Source organism: Kitasatospora sp. NPDC093679 (assembly GCF_040683455.1).
GTDB lineage: Bacteria > Actinomycetota > Actinomycetes > Streptomycetales > Streptomycetaceae > Kitasatospora > Kitasatospora arboriphila.
Genome location: NZ_JBFBDW010000002.1, coordinates 265711 through 281531, shown reverse-complemented (window position 1 = coordinate 281531; position 15821 = coordinate 265711). Strand labels below are relative to the sequence as shown.

Sequence of the window (15821 nt, the reverse complement as noted above, 5' to 3'; positions counted from 1 at the left end):
TTCAACCGCCTGCCTTGGCGTGGTGCTCCCGGTCGGCGTCGGATCCGTCGCTCCAGGCGTTTTCGAGTCCGACCAGCAGTGGGCCGCCGGGCAGGAGGAGCTCGCCCCACTGGCGTCCTTCCCGGGGGACGAACTGTCCGATCCCGGAGGCGTCGTCGAGCCATCCGAGGCCGGACAGGCCGCTGCCGGTGCCGCTGACGGTGTCGGCGGTCCTGCTGAAGCCGGCCAGCCTGGCTCCGATCTGCCCGGCCTTCCCGAGGCTGCCCACGACCGGCAGGGACCCGGCGACGTCGAATCCGAAGGCGGTGGTGGGCACGTCCGCGCCGGCTGCTGCGGCCACGCTGTGCGCGCCCAGCGCGCCGACAGACAGTGCCGTGGAGGCGGCTCCGGTGGCTGCGGACGCGGTGCCGAGGACCAGGGCGAGCGGTGGGATCTCCACGGTCAGGGCGGCGGCCCCGGCGAGGGCGAGCGAGGCCAGGCCCATGGCGCTGCTGGCGTTGCTGAGCATGTCGCCGACGGCTTTGATGGCGTTCGCGTGGTCCTTGGCCCACTGCATCGCGTCCTGCGCGAGCTGGACGTGGGCCTGGGCGAGCGTTTTGATGCCGTCCACGAGGTTGGCGAACCAGCCCGGCCCGTCGGGGGCGTCGGCGCCGGCTTTCGCCACGGCGGCAGCGGCTTCTTTCGCAAGTTTGTCGTGTTCGCTCCGCAGGGCCTTGGCCTGGGCGACGATCGCGTGGAAGTCGGCGTTGGCGGAGTCCAGTTCGGCGGCGGCCACCGTATAGCGGGCCCTGGCTTCCGCCATCTGCTCGTCCGGGATCCACCGGCCGAGCAGGTCGAGGTCGGGGTTGTCCTCGGCGCGGGCGCAGCGGGCCTTGGCGGCCTTCGCCTCGGCCTCCTGGTCGTCGGCTTTGCGCTGCAGTGCGGCGAGCTGGTCCTGCCAGGTGGCCATCGTGCGGTGGGCGGAGGAGAACGAGGCCCGGGCGACGTCCAGCTGGGCCGGCAGCTTGGCTATCCTGGCGGAGAATGCGTCGGCAGCCTCGCCCTGCCAGGCCTGCCCGTTGTTCGAGGCACGCTGCACGCTGGCGCGGGCGTCCTCCAGTTCCTTGGCAGCCTGTTGCAGGTTCAGCACCAGCTCCTGGACCCCGGGTACGTTACCGGGCGCGGGGTCGAAGCCCAGCGTGTCGAAACCATCCCGATCCGGCGAACCGACCATGAGGTCAAACACGTGGGAGCCCATCAGGCCACCTTGCCGGCCATCGTCTCGCGGATCGCCTGGTCGGTCTGCCGGTAGGCGCGCGCTGTCGCCTCGAGTCCCTGGCCGATCGCCTGCAGCGTCTCGTTCAGCTGTTTGAGGCCGAACTTCCAGTCGTCCGCGAACATCGCACACGCCATGTCCAGACTCTGTTCCCCCGTCACCTGCGGCACCGTCCGCTCGAGGGCGTGCATCGCACCGCCCATCCGGCCCGTCGCCTCGCCCAGTTCCTTCGCCACCTGGCCGAGCTCATCGGCCTCGACCCTGAAACCAGTAGCCACGGCTCCCCCTTCCGTGATGATCGAACCGTGGCAGTCTAACGACCCGCTGCGACAACCCGTCTTGGCGCCCGAGGCGGAGCCGGACACCGTACGCGCTGCTGCTACACGACCTGTGAGGCATTTCCGCCTGTTTGGTTGACGCGTGGCCCGTGCAGGTGGGAGCTCGGGTTCAACCGAAGGCGCTGACGACCGGCTGGTCACTCCGTTCTGTGTGACTGTGGAGGTGGGCACCGGCCCAGCTCGCAGGTGCGCGGCGCGAAGGGTAGCTTGCCCGTCGGTGTCGGCGTGTCCCGGCAGGTGCCAGGGCGGCGGGCAACGGCCTGACCAGCGCGCCTCCCCGTCCCTCGGCCCCGCATAGACGTGGGGTCGGGACAATGGCGGCAGATCAGGAGGCGATGCCGGTGGCCCCCGCACCGTCCCGGTGGCTGCTCCCCTTCCCCGGCCGGCCCGCAGCCCACGGCGAACAAGACGCCGTGCTGGTCGAGCAGCAGGCCGGCTACGGACCCCACGGACACCCGATCTACACCGACGCCGAACGCACTGTCCGCGTGGAGATCGAGGACAACGGACTCGTCCACATCCTGACCCTCATCGGCCGGACCGAGCCCGACAACCCCCGTGCACGCCCAAGTAGGCCTCCCCCGGCGTCGGGGCGGCCGGCCCGTACATCGCCGCCCGGGTTGCTCGGACGCCGGTGCCCAGCCCGGTGCTCTGGGCGGTGGGCTGCGGCACGCGGAACGTTCAGGGGCGGCCCCAGGTCCTACAGGCGGGCTCGTGCCAGGTGGTGCGGACAACCGTGACGCCGTGGGCGATGTGCTCGCTCGACCAAGTTCTGCAGCATCCGCCGGCTGGCCGGGCCGGGGCCGGGGGCGCCACAGCGCGTGTGCCGGTTGCAAGCACGGGCGCGGCCGGACGGCGGCGAGGGCGGCGGTTCCTGGCAGGTGTCGTCATGCCGATTCCTGTGCCTGCCCCGGTGCTCCGTCGAACCGCGGGCTACCCGAAGGAACCAACCCCGGCCGACCCGGAGCACGCGCCGAGCCGGCCAGTGTTCCGGGCTGCGCGCCGGCCGGCGCCGCGGTGCCAGAGGGCGTCAGGCGAGTTCGACGGCGGCGACACTCTGCAGGACTTCTCCGCTTTCCCGGGCCGCGGTGAGACTGTCCTCGAAGACCTCGGCGCGGTGCTCGGGCGGCAGCACGCCGAGGTCCACGGGCCAGGTGCCCGGCGGGACCACCGTCACCAGCGCCCCACCCGCAGCTGCGGCGGACAACCAGCCCGGCGTCGCCCGGACCGCCGGCTGCGGCTCCCACACCTGCCGGCCGCCGACCAGCACCAGCCGCTCGAAACGGCCCTCCCGGACCTCAACCACACCGGTGATGACCGGCGCCTCGGCCGCCGACGACACGAAGCCGCTCTCCCACGCATCCACCGCGAGCGCGGTGTAGTGGTCCTCACCCACCTCGACAATCACCTCCGCCACCAAATCGCCGCCGTCCGTCTCCAGCACCGCCAACGCCCACAGCATCGGCCCCTCACCCGCAGCACCCGTCACACCCCGACCAACGACCGCACCCCGCCGACAGCACGGGCCCTGCCGCACCGATCGGCCGCGCAGCGGCACGGGTGATGAGATGATCGGAACGGCTCCCGGGATGCATGCCATTGCCTCCCGGGAGCCACTCGTGTCCGCGCCGACACCCCATCAACGCCGTTCACTGGCAGTGGGCGCGGCCGTCGGGCCGAACACGGCGCAGCGGTCGGGGCGTGGACAAGATGGAGCGCCGACGCGGAAGGGTGCCGCCGGGCACCTCTGCGCCGCGGCGGGTGGCTCAGTCGGGCAGGCGGAGGCGGATGTAGCGGGCCTCGCCGTGGCGGCCCGTGCCAGCAAGGACCTCGACGACGGGTTGGGGTTCGGTGACATCCGCGGCGTTGCGTCGCTGATGATCGGGTCCGGGGCGGGTATCAGTGGCCCATGGCAGCCTCCCGCACCACGCCCAGAGCCGTCCCGCTCGCCCTGATCGCCGCCCTCGCCGTGGCGGGCACCGCCTGCACCAGCACCGCCGTCTCCGCTCCGGGTGGGGGCGCGGCGGGCAGCATCCCTGCTTCCGTCCCCGCTACGGCGCCGGGCCCGGCACGCTCCGGCGGTACCTGGCCGGGCCCGCAGCCGGTCCCCGCCGCCCTCGCCCGCACCGAGCTCGCCGCGCTACCGGTGGCCGCCGCGGGCTCGATGGCCGGCTACAGCCGCGACAAGTTCCCGCACTGGGCCGCCCAGGGCAACTCCTGCGACACCCGTGAGAAGGTCCTCGCCCGCGACGGCGTGGGCGTGCGCGCCGACAGTGCGTGCCGGGCGGTGGCCGGCACCTGGTTCAGCGTCTACGACTGTGAGGATTGGGTCACCGCCGCGGCGGAGAGCTTCTTCGCCTCACTGAAGCGGGAGCTGATGCACGGGGCCCGCTGGACCAGCCAGCATCAGGCCAGGCTGGAAGTGTTCCGCTGGGTCTCCTTCTACAACCTCCGCCGCCGCCACTCCACGCTCGGCTACCTCAGCCCGATCCAGTTCGAACAGCAGACAGCGGCGGCCCGTAGGATCACCCTCGCAGCATGAAACCCCGTGTCCACCTCCCGGGGGAAAGCTCACATCGTGATGGTCACGCTTCTCCTGGCCGGCATTGCCCGCGCCAGCAGCGCGATCCGGCACAGGTCATAGGCGTCCCAGCCATGCAGCCAGGGCGAACCCCGTCGGCCAGGCGCACCAGCGAGAACCTGACGAACCGTGCCCTGAAGTGCCCGCGCCTGGCTCTGGCGGACAACAGCCAGAGCATTCGGGACCTCGGCCACCGGCAGACAGCCCTTTCGTGTCAGTGCGGACCGGCAGGGTTCCGCCCATGACCAACGAACTTGCCGGCGTCGACTGGGCGTCGATGCACCACGCATACGGCACTGCCGAGGAGATCCCGGACCTGCTGACAGCACTGCGCTCCACCGACGCGCAGGAACGCGACCGTGCCCTGGGCCGCTTCTACAGCGCGGTCCACCACCAGGGCGACGTGTATCCGTGCACGACGGCCGCCCTGCCGTTCCTGTTCAACCTGGCGCAGGACATCGCCACTCCCGATCGGCCCGGCATCGTCGAACTGCTCGTCAGCATCGCCACCACCGCCGTCGAACGGTGCGAGGACAACTACATCGGCGAAATCGACTACGCAGGCGCTGCCACGGCCCTGCGCGGCCGCGCGGATGTGTTCGTCCGCCTCGCCGACGACCCCGACACCCGGGTGCGGCGGGCCGCGATCCCGGCCCTGGCCCTGCTCCTCGACGACGTCGACCGGGCGACCGCTCTGCTGCGCGATCGCCTGCCGGCCGAGCACGGCCTCGTCGAACGCCTGGCCGTCGTGGCGGCGATGGCCTCCCTGGCCCTGCGTCTGCCGTCCGCCGTACCGGCTGCGGTCGCATGGTTCGAGGCCCTCGCCGCCGATCCGGCCGCCACACCCACGACCAGGCTTGCGGCCGTCGTCCAGCGGGCCCGCTGTGTCCCCGACCGGATCGGCGATGACTCGGTCGACCACGCGATCGCCCTGCTCCGTGAAGCGCAGTCCGCCACCACACCGCCCTGCGCGTGGGCGGACCCGCCTCGCACAGAGGAACCGCAGGCGACCGGGGACAACGTGCCGCCGCAGATCGCCGCCGCCTTCGCAGAGCTCGACCGGGCCGGCCGAGTCCATGCGCCCACCACCGACCTGCTGCGCACCTTCCACGAGGCACTGGCCCACCGCATACCCCAGCGCACCGCCCTGCTCGCCGAGCAACTGCGCAGCCCCGACCCCGGCACCCGACTGGACGCACTGCGGATGAGCAGGCAACTCATGCAGTCATGGCGCGGTAACCACACCCCTCTCATCGAACTCGTCGCCGGACAACTCGCCGCCCACCCTCAAGTCGCAGCCGAAGCCGCGGAGGTCCTCGGCGCCTGCCACCAGCTCGCCGGACCCGCCCGGGAGGCGCTGGCCGCGCAGGTAGTCGCCCACCGTGCGACCCACGGCCCCGACGTATGGGCCGCCCCGCAGCCGCAGCTGCGCCGAGCCCACCAGGAGGCCGTACTGGCGCTCGCCCGCCTCGGCGACATACGCGCCGTCCCGAGCCTGCTCACTGCTCTGGACGGTGACATGGACGCATGGCGCGCCGTCCAGGTCGCCGGGTCGCTCCCGCAGGCCGCCGACCTGCTCGTGCCCCGGCTCTGCAAGCTGCTGCGCCGTCTGGACCTCGCGCAGCAGTGGGTCGAGATGAGCGCGAACGCCCTGCTCGCCGCCCTGGCCGAGATCGGTGATCCGCAGGCTCTTCCCGTGATCACCGACACGCTCTCCGCGGCGGTGGACCACGAGCAGTGGCGTATCGTCTCCACGGCGCTGGAGGCCCTCGCGGCATTCGGCCCCGCTGCGACACCCGCGCTGCCGGCGATCCGGCCACTGACCAGGGCCTCGGACCCCAGCGCGCGGCCCGCCGCCGTTGCCGCGCTGTGGGCCGCAGGCAAAAACGTCGAAGAGGTAATGCCGCTGCTGCTCGAACTCCTCGACGACACCATCACCTTCCGGATCTGGGAAGCAGCCGACGTCCTCGGAGAGATCGGCCCGGCCGCCGCAGCCGCCCTACCGCAGCTGCACCAGCACCTGGCCCACGAGTACGAGTGGGTCCGCGTCCACTGCGCCGCCGCCCTGTGGGAGATCGCGGGCGAGGCCGAGGCACCCGCCGTGCTGAACACCCTGTTGCAGGCCTGGGCGAAGAACGGCGCCACCGCGAACCATGTGGTCGCGTGCCTCGACCGAATGGGCGAAGCAGCCCGCCCGGCCCTGCCCCAACTCCGCGCGGAACTCGCCCTTGCCCGACGCGGCGGCCGGTTCGAGAACATCGAAAACGACGAGGCCCTGCAGCAGCTCGCTACAGCTCTGATCGGCCGTCTCACCTGAGCCGCTGAAAGACGGGCCGGAAGCCGCAGCACCAGACCGTGCCAGCGGCACCGGCCCGCATCAGACCGAAGAATCGGCCTGGTGGCCGGACTCACCGCTCACCCCTGCCCTCCAGAAGTCCGGTGCCAGGCCTGTCACCGCGTCGACGTTCTGTGGGGATGCGTCAGCCTTCAGCGGGGACAAACGAAGGGTTCACTACCCTTCCCACCGAAAATGGATCCACACCCCCATTAGGTCCGATTACCTTGAGGATGAATTCCGACACAGTCATGTCAAAACGATGCCATGCGGCAGAATCCTCCTCCAGCGCAAGAATCGGCCACAGCTCTGGATCCGGAGAGCAGGGAAGCCAGAAAAGGGTATCTCCTTGGCAGGTCGAACCCCATGCCACCAAGCCCTCCTCGGCGGGGCGTGTCCGATATGGCCGCAGGAGGTCAGCTCCCACATTAGGCTCCGACCAAACTGCAACCTGAGACGCCAATGAATCGCTCACGCCGCCACCTCCCGGGCCGGCGACAAAAAGATACTGACTGAACTCGCCAGGACCGAAGAACTCCGCAACTTCCTTGAAAGATTCAGGAACGCGCAATCCCAGGCCCCGCTCGATCGGCGACCAATCAAAAGGTCCCGCGTGACGACCAGTCCAATCGACGAGTTCATAAATTTCACGGACAAGCGGCGAGGCCATCGACATCTCCCCAACTAGGGCTTTTCATCGAACCGTTTCCATCCTGAATAGTCGCAGGTCAGCAGGGTGTGGACGGCTTGGACGATGAGGCGGGTCTGTACGGTCATCGGTGTAACTCCCGATCAAGGAAGAACACCTGATGAGCGACGTGACTGCCTCCGTCGAGGCGGTTGAAGAGGTCCGGCCGGTCGATCTGTCGGCAGACCTGCTGGACGACCAGTTGATCGGGCAGCTGGTCGATCGGGCCCGCGAGAGGGGCCTGCAGCTGACCGGCGAGGGCGGACTGTTGCAACAGCTGACCAAGCGCGTGCTGGAATCCGCCCTGGAGGGCGAGATCACCGACCACCTCGGATATGAGAAGCACGACCCGGCCGGCGCGGGTAGCGGGAACTCCCGCAACGGAAGCCGCCCCAAGACTGTGCTGACCGACGTCGGGCCGGTCGAGATCGACGTGCCCCGCGACCGCGGCGGCAGCTTCGAGCCGCAGATCGTCATGAAGCGGCAGCGGCGACTGACGGGCGTGGACGAGATGGTGCTGTCGCTGTCCGCGCGAGGTCTGACGCACGGTGATATCTCCGCCCACCTGGCCGAGGTCTACGGCGCGAGCGTGTCGAAGTCCACGATCTCGACCATCACCGACAAGGCCATGGACGGGATGTCCGAATGGCAGAACCCGGCCTCTCGACCCGGTCTACCCGGTGATCTTCATCGACTGTGTGCACGTGAAGGTCCGCGACGGTCAGGTTGCGAACCGACCGATCTACGTGGCTTTGGCGGTCACCGTCGACGGCACCCGCGACATCCTGGGGCTGTGGGCCGGCGACGGCGGCGAGGGCGCGAAGTACTGGCTCCAGGTCCTCACCGAGATCCGCAATCGGGGCGTCGAGGACGTGTGCATGGTCGTCTGCGACGGACTGAAGGGCCTGCCCGACGCCATCGGCACGGTCTGGCCGCAGGCGATCACGCAGACCTGCGTGGTTCACCTCATGCGGGCGTCGTTTCGATACGCGGCCCGCCAGGACTGGGACAAGATCTCGCGCGCGCTCAAGCCGATCTACACCGCACCGACGGCCAAGGCCGCCGAGGACCGCTTCCTGGAGTTTCAGGAGGAGTGGGGGCAGAAGTATCCGGCGATCGTGCGGCTGTGGGAGAACGCCTGGGCCGAGTTCGTGCCGTTCCTGCAGTTCGACACGGAGATTCGCCGGGTCGTCTGCACGACCAACGCGATCGAGTCGGTCAACGCGCGCATCCGCAAGGCCGTCCGCGCCCGCGGACACTTCCCGAACGAGGCCGCCGCGTTGAAGTGCGTCTACATGGCCGTCATGAGCCTGGATCCCACCGGCGCTGGCCGCAAACGCTGGACCATGCGCTGGAAGCCCGCACTCCAGGCCTTCGACATCGCCTTCGACGGCCGACTCTCCGTCGGCCGCCGGTAACTCACACCACCCGAGTTACACCGCTGGCTGTACAGACCCGAGCTCGGCACGCTGCAGGTGTGCCGGGCCGCGGATCGGGGAAACCTGGAACCCGCGCCCGGCCGGCCGCACCGGCCAGCACCACCCCGATGCCTGTTTCGTGCCCGAATGGCAGTGCTGATGATCGAGACCGTTCCCGACTGGATCGGCGTGCGCACCCGCAACGAGGTGCTCACGGCCGCGGAGGAAGCCGCCCACGCGCACGGCGACCGGACGGAGGCCCGCGGCGAGGCCGCCGTCCTGCGCTGGGTCCTGGCCCCCTACGAACGGGCCCCGCTGACCGGTGCCCGCACCAGCCGCAGCGAACCGACCGACCTCGACCTGGCCGTCGAGGAACGCGCCGCCCTGCAAGCCGCCCGCGACCGCGAACTCCCGCCGTCTCAGAGGGCTTTCGCCCGCGGCGCCGCCCGCGCCCTAGGCTGGGTCCTCGGCTTCGAACCCCTCGATCCGTGACCACGTCCGCCGCCCCCGAGCGACTGCAGGACACCATGGCTGCGGTCAGCGGTGGACGGCCAACGGGACGAAGAGCTCGGCCCAGACCGTCTTGCCGGACGCCTCACGGTGGTGGCCCCAGCGGACGGACAGCTTCTGCACGATGACCAGACCGTGTCCGTGCGGGGTCTGCGGCCGGTGCGGGCGCGGCTGGGGCGGGTCGGTCGAGGGGTCCGTGACCGCGATCCGCAGGCGCAGCCCGTCCAGTTCCAGGTCGAGGCGGAGGGGGCCGGGTGTGTGCCGGACGGCATTGGTGAGGAGTTCGGCGGCATGGCCTTGTTCACGAGTTTCGGCAGCAGATGTTCACCGATTCCGACAGCACCGCCGGAGCACGCTGTTCGATTTCGGAGACGTCCGACCAGCAGGAGAACCGCCGGATGAGTGGCGCACCGGAGTGAGTTTTCGTACCTGGACGTGACGGCGGGCCGTGGCGCTCGTTACGATCACGGCCTCGGTGCGCTGACCTGGGCCTTATGCCGACGAAAGGCTCCACGTGCCGCCATGGCCAGCACTTCGTACCACCACGCCCCGACCGGTCTCGGCGAGCGTCCGCTGTCGTTGGGCGAGGCGCCACCGGCAGCGCATCCGAAGGTGCTGCGGGACGAGCTCATCGCGGCCGCGGAGTGGGTCTGCCAGTACCTGAGCCAGCTTCCGGAAGCCCCGGTGAGCCGTCCGATGCCCGCGCGCCGGCGCGCCCGGCTGCGTGATGCCTCGCTCGACCGTGCCGGCGGCGAGCTGGGCCGGATCCTGGACTTCGTGCGCGAGGAGATCGCACCGTTCCCCACGGGGAACGGGCACCCGGCTTTCTTCGCCTGGATCAACTCCCCGCCCGCCCCCGCCGGCCTGATCGCCGAGCTTCTGGCGGCTGCAGTCAACGCGACCTGTGGCATGGGCGAGAACGCCCTCATGGACCTGGAACGCGGCACCGTGCGCATCCTCGCCGACCTGGCCGGACTCCCCGCCGCCGCCGGAGGGGTCCTGACCAGCGGCGGCTCCATGGCCAACCTGCTCGCCCTGGCCACCGCCCGCACCTGGTTCCTCACCCGACGCGGCTCCGGAGACGGCCCCGCCTACGACCGCGACCACGCCCGCCTGACCCTCTACTACAACGCCCAAGCCCACATGTCCGTGGCCAGGGCCGCTGCCTGCATCGGCATCCCCGCCCACCGCCTGCGGCCCATCCCAAGCGACGCAGAGCACCGCTTGGACCCCGCCGCACTGCACGCAGCCGTGACCGCGGACCAGGCCGCCGGGCTCCTGCCGTTCTGCACCGTCACCACGCTGGGCACCACCGCCACCGGAGCCGTCGACCCCCTCGAACCAGTCACCGCCCTGTGCCGACGCAGCGGGATGTGGCACCACGCCGACGGAGCCTGGGGCGGACTGGGCGCCATGGTGCCCGCTCTGGCACACCTCTACCAGGGCGTCGCCGATCTGGACTCGATGACCGTGGATCCGCACAAAACCCTCAGCGTGCCGGTCGGCTGCGGCGCACTCCTCGTCACCGACCCCGAGCACCTGCACACCGCCTTCGCCCACCGCGCCTCCTACCTCGCCCCCGGCGAACCCGACACCCTTCCCTGGCTCTCCCACGCCACCATCGAACTCACCCGCCCCGGCACCCGGGCCCTTGCGCTGTGGGCCACCCTGCACCACCTCGGACGCGACGGCGTCACCGTCCTGCTCCAGCACTACCTGACCCTCGCCGACCGCCTGCGCGAGAAGATCACCGCCAGCCCCCGCCTGGAACTTGTGGCCGGCGGCCCCTGGCCGGTCGCCTGCTTCCGCCTCACCGACACCCCCGCACCCAACCCCGACACCCTCCACACCCGCGTCGCCCACCGCGTCCAGACCGCCGGACGCGCCTACCTCGCCACCGTCACCGTCCACGACCGCACGGTCCTGCGCGCCTGCCTCTGCAACTACCGCACCAGCGAGAGCGACCTCGACCTGCTCCTTCGCGAAGTCCTCCATGCCGCCGATTCGGACCGCGCAGCACCCACCCGATGCACCGACGAGTGATCACCCATCAGCCACGGCGGGCCGTCCCGTTCGAATGGGCGGTGCTCGTGCGCGGGCACGTGGGACAGTCTGCAAAATCCGGGAAGCTGAAGAAGCAGGCTCGGGCGAGCCGCCCCCCGGTGGCTGATGAGTCAGCAGGCCGCCACCGGCGGCAGCGGGTAAGGCAGGCCGATGCACTCGGCCAGTACTCACCGACATGACCTGCTGCCGAGGCAGGACCAGTAGCGCAGCTGTCAGCCGTCCCCAGTTCCAGTCGAGCGCATCGTCGGCCATGTCGTGCAGTCCACGCCGCGCCTTCCGAACTCCGGCCGGGGCATGGTGTGGTCCCGCATTACGCCCGCAGCCGCACCCCTCGGTGGTACACCACCACTTCGCCGGTTCCTTGTCCCGGTCGCCGGCCTGCGGCAGGATCGCACCATCACCCGAGCGGCGGGAGGAGCGGCGCCCACTTGCCGAGTTCATCCGCGAGCTGATCGCCTCTGGCACCCGCGAGGGCCTGAACGCCGCCCGCGCCCGTGGCCGGGTCGGCGGCCAGCCCACCGTCGCCACCCCCGAGATCATCCGAGCCGCCCGCGACATGCTCCCCAACCTCGAAAACTCGATTGCCAAAATCCTCGGCACCAGCCTCGGCACCCTCTACAACCACATCCCGGACTTGCAGGAAATTCGCGCCTCCGGGCGGGTCTCGAAGCAGATCACCGGCGGCTGACCGCCACCGCCAAAGTCCGGACCGATCCACCCCGAAGACCTGGCCTGACGGAACCCGGGATCCGTCCACGCGGACCCCCTGATCTCTCCAGCCCCGTCTTCCGGTCGGCGGCGTCCTTGAGCTGTACGTCCCGAGGAGGAAGGCGGATCACCCCTGCGGGTGACTCGGCGACAGCCATCGGCTGCCTACGCTGCCAGCGTGCACCGACTCCACACATGGTTTCTCCACCGACCCGCCGTCGGCGACGGGGCCTGGGCGCTGTGCCTGCTCGTGCTGGGCGGGTGGTCGACGGCGGCGCTGCCCGGTCCGGTGAGCTGGCGGCACGTCGGTTGCATGGCCTCGGTCACGCTGCTCGCAGGTCTGATGATGCTGCGTGGCAGGTATCCGAACACTGCGGTCCTGGTTGCGATCGGGCTGGGTGTCGGACAGCTCCTGGACGGGTTCCCGCCGGACCTGGCCGGTGCCGGCTATCTGGTACTGACCCGCTGGGGCGCCTGCTACGGCTCTTCGCAGGTGTCCCTGGCCACGCTGGCGAGTGCGCTGGCCGTAGGGCCGCTGGCCGTCTGGCGAGGAACTGCCGAGGGAGAACTCGGCTACCTCTCCGCCGAGCAGCAGGTGCTCCTCGCCACTCTGTACTCGCTGCCCTTTCTGCTGTGCTGGATCTGGGGACGGTGGGCGCGCACCCGGCGAGCGGAGCTGGCCGAACTGGAGGCCCGCGCCGCGGCGGCCGGCACCAACATGATCCGCGCCGCCACACGCGCCAGGATCGCCCAGGAGCTCCACGACGTGATCACGCATGATCTCACTGCGATGACCGTTCAAGCCGGCGGTGCCCAGTACGTGCTGCCCGCACGCCCGCACCAGGCCAGGGACGCGGTGCGGGGCCTCAGCTCTCTGGGACGTCAAGTCCTAGCCGAGCTCGAGTGCTTGAAGCGATTGCTGTCCTCATGACGGATTCTCCGAAGCCAAGCCACGGGCTGTCTGTTGAGCCTTTCAGGCGGTCACCGATCGAATGACGGCCGAGCGGTCGCGAGCCGAGATAAAACGGACAGGGGCTCCCATGTCCCGGTATGCGGCCGCCTCGACGTCAAGGGGGTACAGGTCGACCCGGCCGGCCCCGGGGGTCGGGGAGCGGGGGCACAGGAAGGTGAACAGCCAGATGTGGGCGTGCGCGTCACGCTCCGGGAGGGCGTCCCACTCGGCTCCTGCGGTCTCGGCCGGCGAGTTCAGGCAGGAGGCCACCGCACGGTCGCCGTTCCCGCCCCACTCCTCCCGGATCCACTGCTCGAAGTTCTGCTGCGCCCTCTCGACGTCCTGCTCCGTGGACTCGCCCGCCAGGATCCTCCGTACGATCACGGCCTACGGCCCCAGCCAAGTTCTCCATGCCGCCCATGATTTCGGCGCCCGGAGACCCGGACAAGAGGGCCTGCCACCGCGCTCTCCGAGGAGCTTGCCGCGAACCACGGCCTCCCAGTACGCGGACCGCGGCCGACCCGGGTTACCACGCCGGGACAGCCCGGTCGGCTCCCGTCCAGCGGGGACTCAGCAGGATCAGAGCGGCTCCGGGCGGATCGCCGCAACCGGTCGCAGCGGGGTGGTTCTGGTCGGACGCATCGGGATGGACGGTTGCCTGGGGTGACGAGCACGACAGCGCCGCGTCGGTGACCAGTTGGAGCGGCCAGTACTTCCCGGACGAGGAGCGCATTGTCGCCGGTTGGCTGTTCACCACGGTGACCGGGCCCGAGGACGCCTGGAAGGCCACGGCGGTGGGGCAGAACACCTTCCGCCGCGTCCAGCCGTAACTGCCGGCGGCAGGCCGGGCTGCTGCCCGGCTGGTGCCGGGGTGGCGTGGCCAGCCGTCCGGGCGGGGCACATGAGGTGCCCCGCCCGGCGGTACGGGCGGTGGCGTGTGGTGAACGTGCTCCGGGGTGCCCGGTCACGCTGGTGGTAGGCGGGCCGGTCGCGGACCCCCGAGCGTGACCGGCCCCTGCATACCCTGGCACCGCTTGAGGTCTGGCGGTGGCAGGTGTCCCCGGAGCAGGCCCGGCCGTTGAACAAGATGACGGGTGTCCCCGAATCCCCCTGCGGCGACCGTTCCGGCAGCGCCACAGCTCCGGTTGGATCGCTCAACCCCCCGGGCATCCGGCCGGTGTCTGCGCGGCAGCCGGGGGCGGTCCCGGGGCGTACACGCCCCGGGACCGCTTCCCCGACTTTCGGGTCGACGCTTGCTGCGCTGCGTTCTGCTGGTCGGCGGTTCGCGGGCGTAGGCGAGCATGGCGTCAGGAACGACCGCGTCTGCGGCCGATGGCGAAGGTCCTGCCGTGCCGTCCGCACTCCAGTGGCCAGGCCGTTTTCAATCCCTGACGCAGAACTGAAGGGCGCTCAGCCGGTAGCGGTCAGTTCGGCATCCCCGGTGGAGCGGGCGGGGTCGCGGACGATGACGACCGGGCACGGGGCGTGCTGAACGCAGTGCTGGCTGACCGAGCCGAGCAGGGCTCCGGTGAAACCTCCGTGGCCGCGGTTGCCGAGAACCAAGAGCTCGGCGCCTGCCGCGGCCTTCAGGAGAACCTGGGCCGCGTTGCCGCCCTCCACCCGTTCACTCACCCGGATCGGGCTGTCCGGGCCGATCTCCTGCACGACCGCCTCGCTGAGGGCCTTACCTGCGTAGGCGGCGACATCCACGTCGACCATGGTCATGCCCCACCCGTAGACGGCCGGGTACTCCCATGTGATCACGGCCTCCACGGTGGCCCCGATCAGGCCGGCCTGCCGTGCCGCCCACCGCAGGGCGGCACGCGAGGACGCCGACCCGTCAACCCCCACCACGATCCGCCGCTGTGCCGTCGTCTCGTCCATCTCGCTTCCCTTCCGTTCACATCATGGCGATGGGGCGGCTGCGGGTGTCAGCCGCGCAGGTCGAACACGAGGCGGGCGGCGACCTTTCCGTCCAGGACCTCGGCCATACAGGCGTTGACGTCCTCCAGACGGCGACTCTCGCGGATCACCCGGGTACGGCCGAGCGTGTGCAGCGCGAACACCTCGGCGAGGTCCTGGCGGGTGCCCACGATGGAGCCGATCACCTTGGTGCCGTTCAGTACCGTCTCGAAGACCGGCAACTCCAAGGTGCCGCCGGCGGGCAGGGCGACCAGGACCAGCGTGCCGCCGCGGCGCAGCGCCCCGTAGGCGGCGTGGAAGGAGTCGTTGCTGACGGCGAGGGCGATGGCGGCGTCCGCGCCGCCGAGCTTGTGGACTTCAGCGGCGACGTCCTGGATGCGGGCGTCGATCACGTGGTCGGCGCCGAGCTCGCGGGCCAGGGCCAGCTTGTCGTCCGTGACATCGACGGCGACGGTCTCGGCGCCGAAGATGCGGGCGTACTGCAGGGCGAGGTGGCCGAGGCCGCCGATGCCCGAGACGAGTACGCGGGTGCCGGGGCGGGCACCGGAGACCTTGAGTGCCTTGTAGGTGGTGACGCCGGCGCAAGTGAGAGGGGCGGCGTCCAGCGGGTCGATGCCGTCGGGAACGGGGACCACGTAGTCGCCATGCGCGAGCACGTACTCGGCGTAGGCGCCGTCGACGGAGTAGCCGCTGTTGCGCTGCTGGAGGCAGAGCGTCTCCCAGCCGGAGACGCACTGGTCGCAGCGCCCGCAGGCTTCGGCCAGCCAGGCGATGGCGACCCGCTGACCGATGTGGATGCCCTGGACCTGGTCACCGGCCGCGTCGACGATGCCCACGCCCTCGTGGCCGGGGACGAAGGGCAGGTGGGGTGTGACCGGCCAGTCGCCGCGGGCGGCGTGGATGTCGGTATGGCACAACCCTGAGGTCTCGATCCGAACTCTCACCTGGTGCGGCGCGGGCGCCGGGACGGGACGCTCCTCGAGGGCAAGCGGTGCGGTGAAGTCGTGGACGACAGCGGCCTTCATGGTGCTCCTGACGTCGGCAATGAG

The 15821-nt window shown here is 70.6% G+C and carries 15 protein-coding genes and 2 pseudogenes; 9 read left to right on the top strand and 8 right to left on the bottom strand.

Annotation, left to right across the window (positions count from 1 at the left end; all coding sequences use genetic code 11):
• Position 1 precedes the first annotated feature (1 nt).
• Together AB0O09_RS03255 and AB0O09_RS03250 are read right to left on the bottom strand one after the other, a co-directional pair.
• Positions 2-1237 (bottom strand): hypothetical protein, encoded by a 1236-nt coding sequence (locus tag AB0O09_RS03255; RefSeq protein WP_363539682.1) that lies wholly within the window; start codon positions 1235-1237, stop codon positions 2-4.
• On the bottom strand, positions 1237-1533 hold the full coding sequence (locus tag AB0O09_RS03250; protein WP_363539680.1) for a WXG100 family type VII secretion target: 297 nt from the start codon (positions 1531-1533) through the stop codon (positions 1237-1239). The genes AB0O09_RS03255 and AB0O09_RS03250 overlap by 1 nt, the downstream gene beginning before the upstream one ends.
• Before the next feature lie 374 nt (positions 1534-1907).
• Here AB0O09_RS03250 and AB0O09_RS03245 point away from each other — a divergent pair, with 374 nt between their 5' ends.
• On the top strand, positions 1908-2333 hold the full coding sequence (locus tag AB0O09_RS03245) for a DUF6296 family protein (RefSeq protein WP_363539678.1): 426 nt from the start codon (positions 1908-1910) through the stop codon (positions 2331-2333).
• A 290-nt stretch (positions 2334-2623) separates the two neighbouring features.
• On the opposite strand, the gene AB0O09_RS03240 is transcribed toward AB0O09_RS03245, so the two are convergent.
• The gene (locus AB0O09_RS03240; protein WP_363539676.1) at positions 2624-3043 is read right to left on the bottom strand and encodes a hypothetical protein; all 420 of its coding nucleotides are present in this window, start codon (positions 3041-3043) and stop codon (positions 2624-2626) included.
• Between the two features lie 459 nt (positions 3044-3502).
• Between AB0O09_RS03240 and AB0O09_RS03235 the strand changes: the two genes are divergently transcribed.
• The gene (locus AB0O09_RS03235) at positions 3503-4135 is read left to right on the top strand and encodes an IS3 family transposase (protein ID WP_363539674.1); all 633 of its coding nucleotides are present in this window, start codon (positions 3503-3505) and stop codon (positions 4133-4135) included.
• A gap of 280 nt (positions 4136-4415) precedes the next feature.
• Positions 4416-6491, top strand: a complete 2076-nt coding sequence (locus AB0O09_RS03230; RefSeq protein WP_363539672.1) for a HEAT repeat domain-containing protein — start codon at positions 4416-4418, stop codon at positions 6489-6491.
• A gap of 163 nt (positions 6492-6654) precedes the next feature.
• On the opposite strand, the gene AB0O09_RS03225 is transcribed toward AB0O09_RS03230, so the two are convergent.
• Positions 6655-7185 (bottom strand): hypothetical protein, encoded by a 531-nt coding sequence (locus AB0O09_RS03225; RefSeq protein ID WP_363539670.1) that lies wholly within the window; start codon positions 7183-7185, stop codon positions 6655-6657.
• A gap of 133 nt (positions 7186-7318) precedes the next feature.
• On the opposite strand from AB0O09_RS03225, the pseudogene AB0O09_RS03220 reads away from it, so the two are divergent.
• Positions 7319-8615 (top strand): annotated as a pseudogene (locus AB0O09_RS03220) (IS256 family transposase).
• 147 nt (positions 8616-8762) lie between these two features.
• A complete protein-coding gene (locus AB0O09_RS03215; protein WP_363539668.1) occupies positions 8763-9107 on the top strand; it encodes a hypothetical protein in 345 nt (114 codons plus the stop codon).
• Positions 9108-9152: 45 nt separating this feature from the next.
• Here AB0O09_RS03215 and AB0O09_RS03210 read toward each other — a convergent pair.
• Positions 9153-9404, bottom strand: a pseudogene (locus tag AB0O09_RS03210) (ATP-binding protein); the annotation flags it as partial.
• A gap of 243 nt (positions 9405-9647) precedes the next feature.
• On the opposite strand from AB0O09_RS03210, the gene AB0O09_RS03205 reads away from it, so the two are divergent.
• From AB0O09_RS03205 to AB0O09_RS03195, 3 genes are all read left to right on the top strand, one after another.
• Positions 9648-11168 carry a pyridoxal-dependent decarboxylase gene (locus tag AB0O09_RS03205; RefSeq protein ID WP_363539666.1) on the top strand — a complete coding sequence of 507 codons (1521 nt, stop codon included), beginning with the start codon at positions 9648-9650 and terminating at the stop codon, positions 11166-11168.
• A gap of 355 nt (positions 11169-11523) precedes the next feature.
• Positions 11524-11877, top strand: coding sequence for a hypothetical protein (locus AB0O09_RS03200; protein ID WP_363539664.1), 354 nt, complete (start codon positions 11524-11526; stop codon positions 11875-11877).
• A 198-nt stretch (positions 11878-12075) separates the two neighbouring features.
• On the top strand, positions 12076-12828 hold the full coding sequence (locus tag AB0O09_RS03195) for a histidine kinase dimerization/phosphoacceptor domain-containing protein (protein ID WP_363539662.1): 753 nt from the start codon (positions 12076-12078) through the stop codon (positions 12826-12828).
• Positions 12829-12870: 42 nt separating this feature from the next.
• Here the strand turns inward: AB0O09_RS03195 and AB0O09_RS03190 are convergent, their stop codons facing one another.
• Positions 12871-13233: a hypothetical protein gene (locus tag AB0O09_RS03190; RefSeq protein WP_363539660.1), complete on the bottom strand. Its 363-nt coding sequence runs from the start codon at positions 13231-13233 to the stop codon at positions 12871-12873.
• A 26-nt stretch (positions 13234-13259) separates the two neighbouring features.
• Between AB0O09_RS03190 and AB0O09_RS03185 the strand changes: the two genes are divergently transcribed.
• Complete coding sequence (locus AB0O09_RS03185) at positions 13260-13679, top strand: avidin/streptavidin family protein (RefSeq protein ID WP_363539658.1); 420 nt, start codon at positions 13260-13262, stop codon at positions 13677-13679.
• A gap of 580 nt (positions 13680-14259) precedes the next feature.
• On the opposite strand, the gene AB0O09_RS03180 is transcribed toward AB0O09_RS03185, so the two are convergent.
• Both AB0O09_RS03180 and adhP read right to left on the bottom strand, forming a co-directional pair.
• A complete protein-coding gene (locus tag AB0O09_RS03180) occupies positions 14260-14733 on the bottom strand; it encodes a universal stress protein (protein WP_363539656.1) in 474 nt (157 codons plus the stop codon).
• A 47-nt stretch (positions 14734-14780) separates the two neighbouring features.
• On the bottom strand, positions 14781-15797 hold the full coding sequence (adhP, locus tag AB0O09_RS03175; RefSeq protein WP_363539654.1) for an alcohol dehydrogenase AdhP: 1017 nt from the start codon (positions 15795-15797) through the stop codon (positions 14781-14783).
• Positions 15798-15821 lie beyond the last annotated feature (24 nt).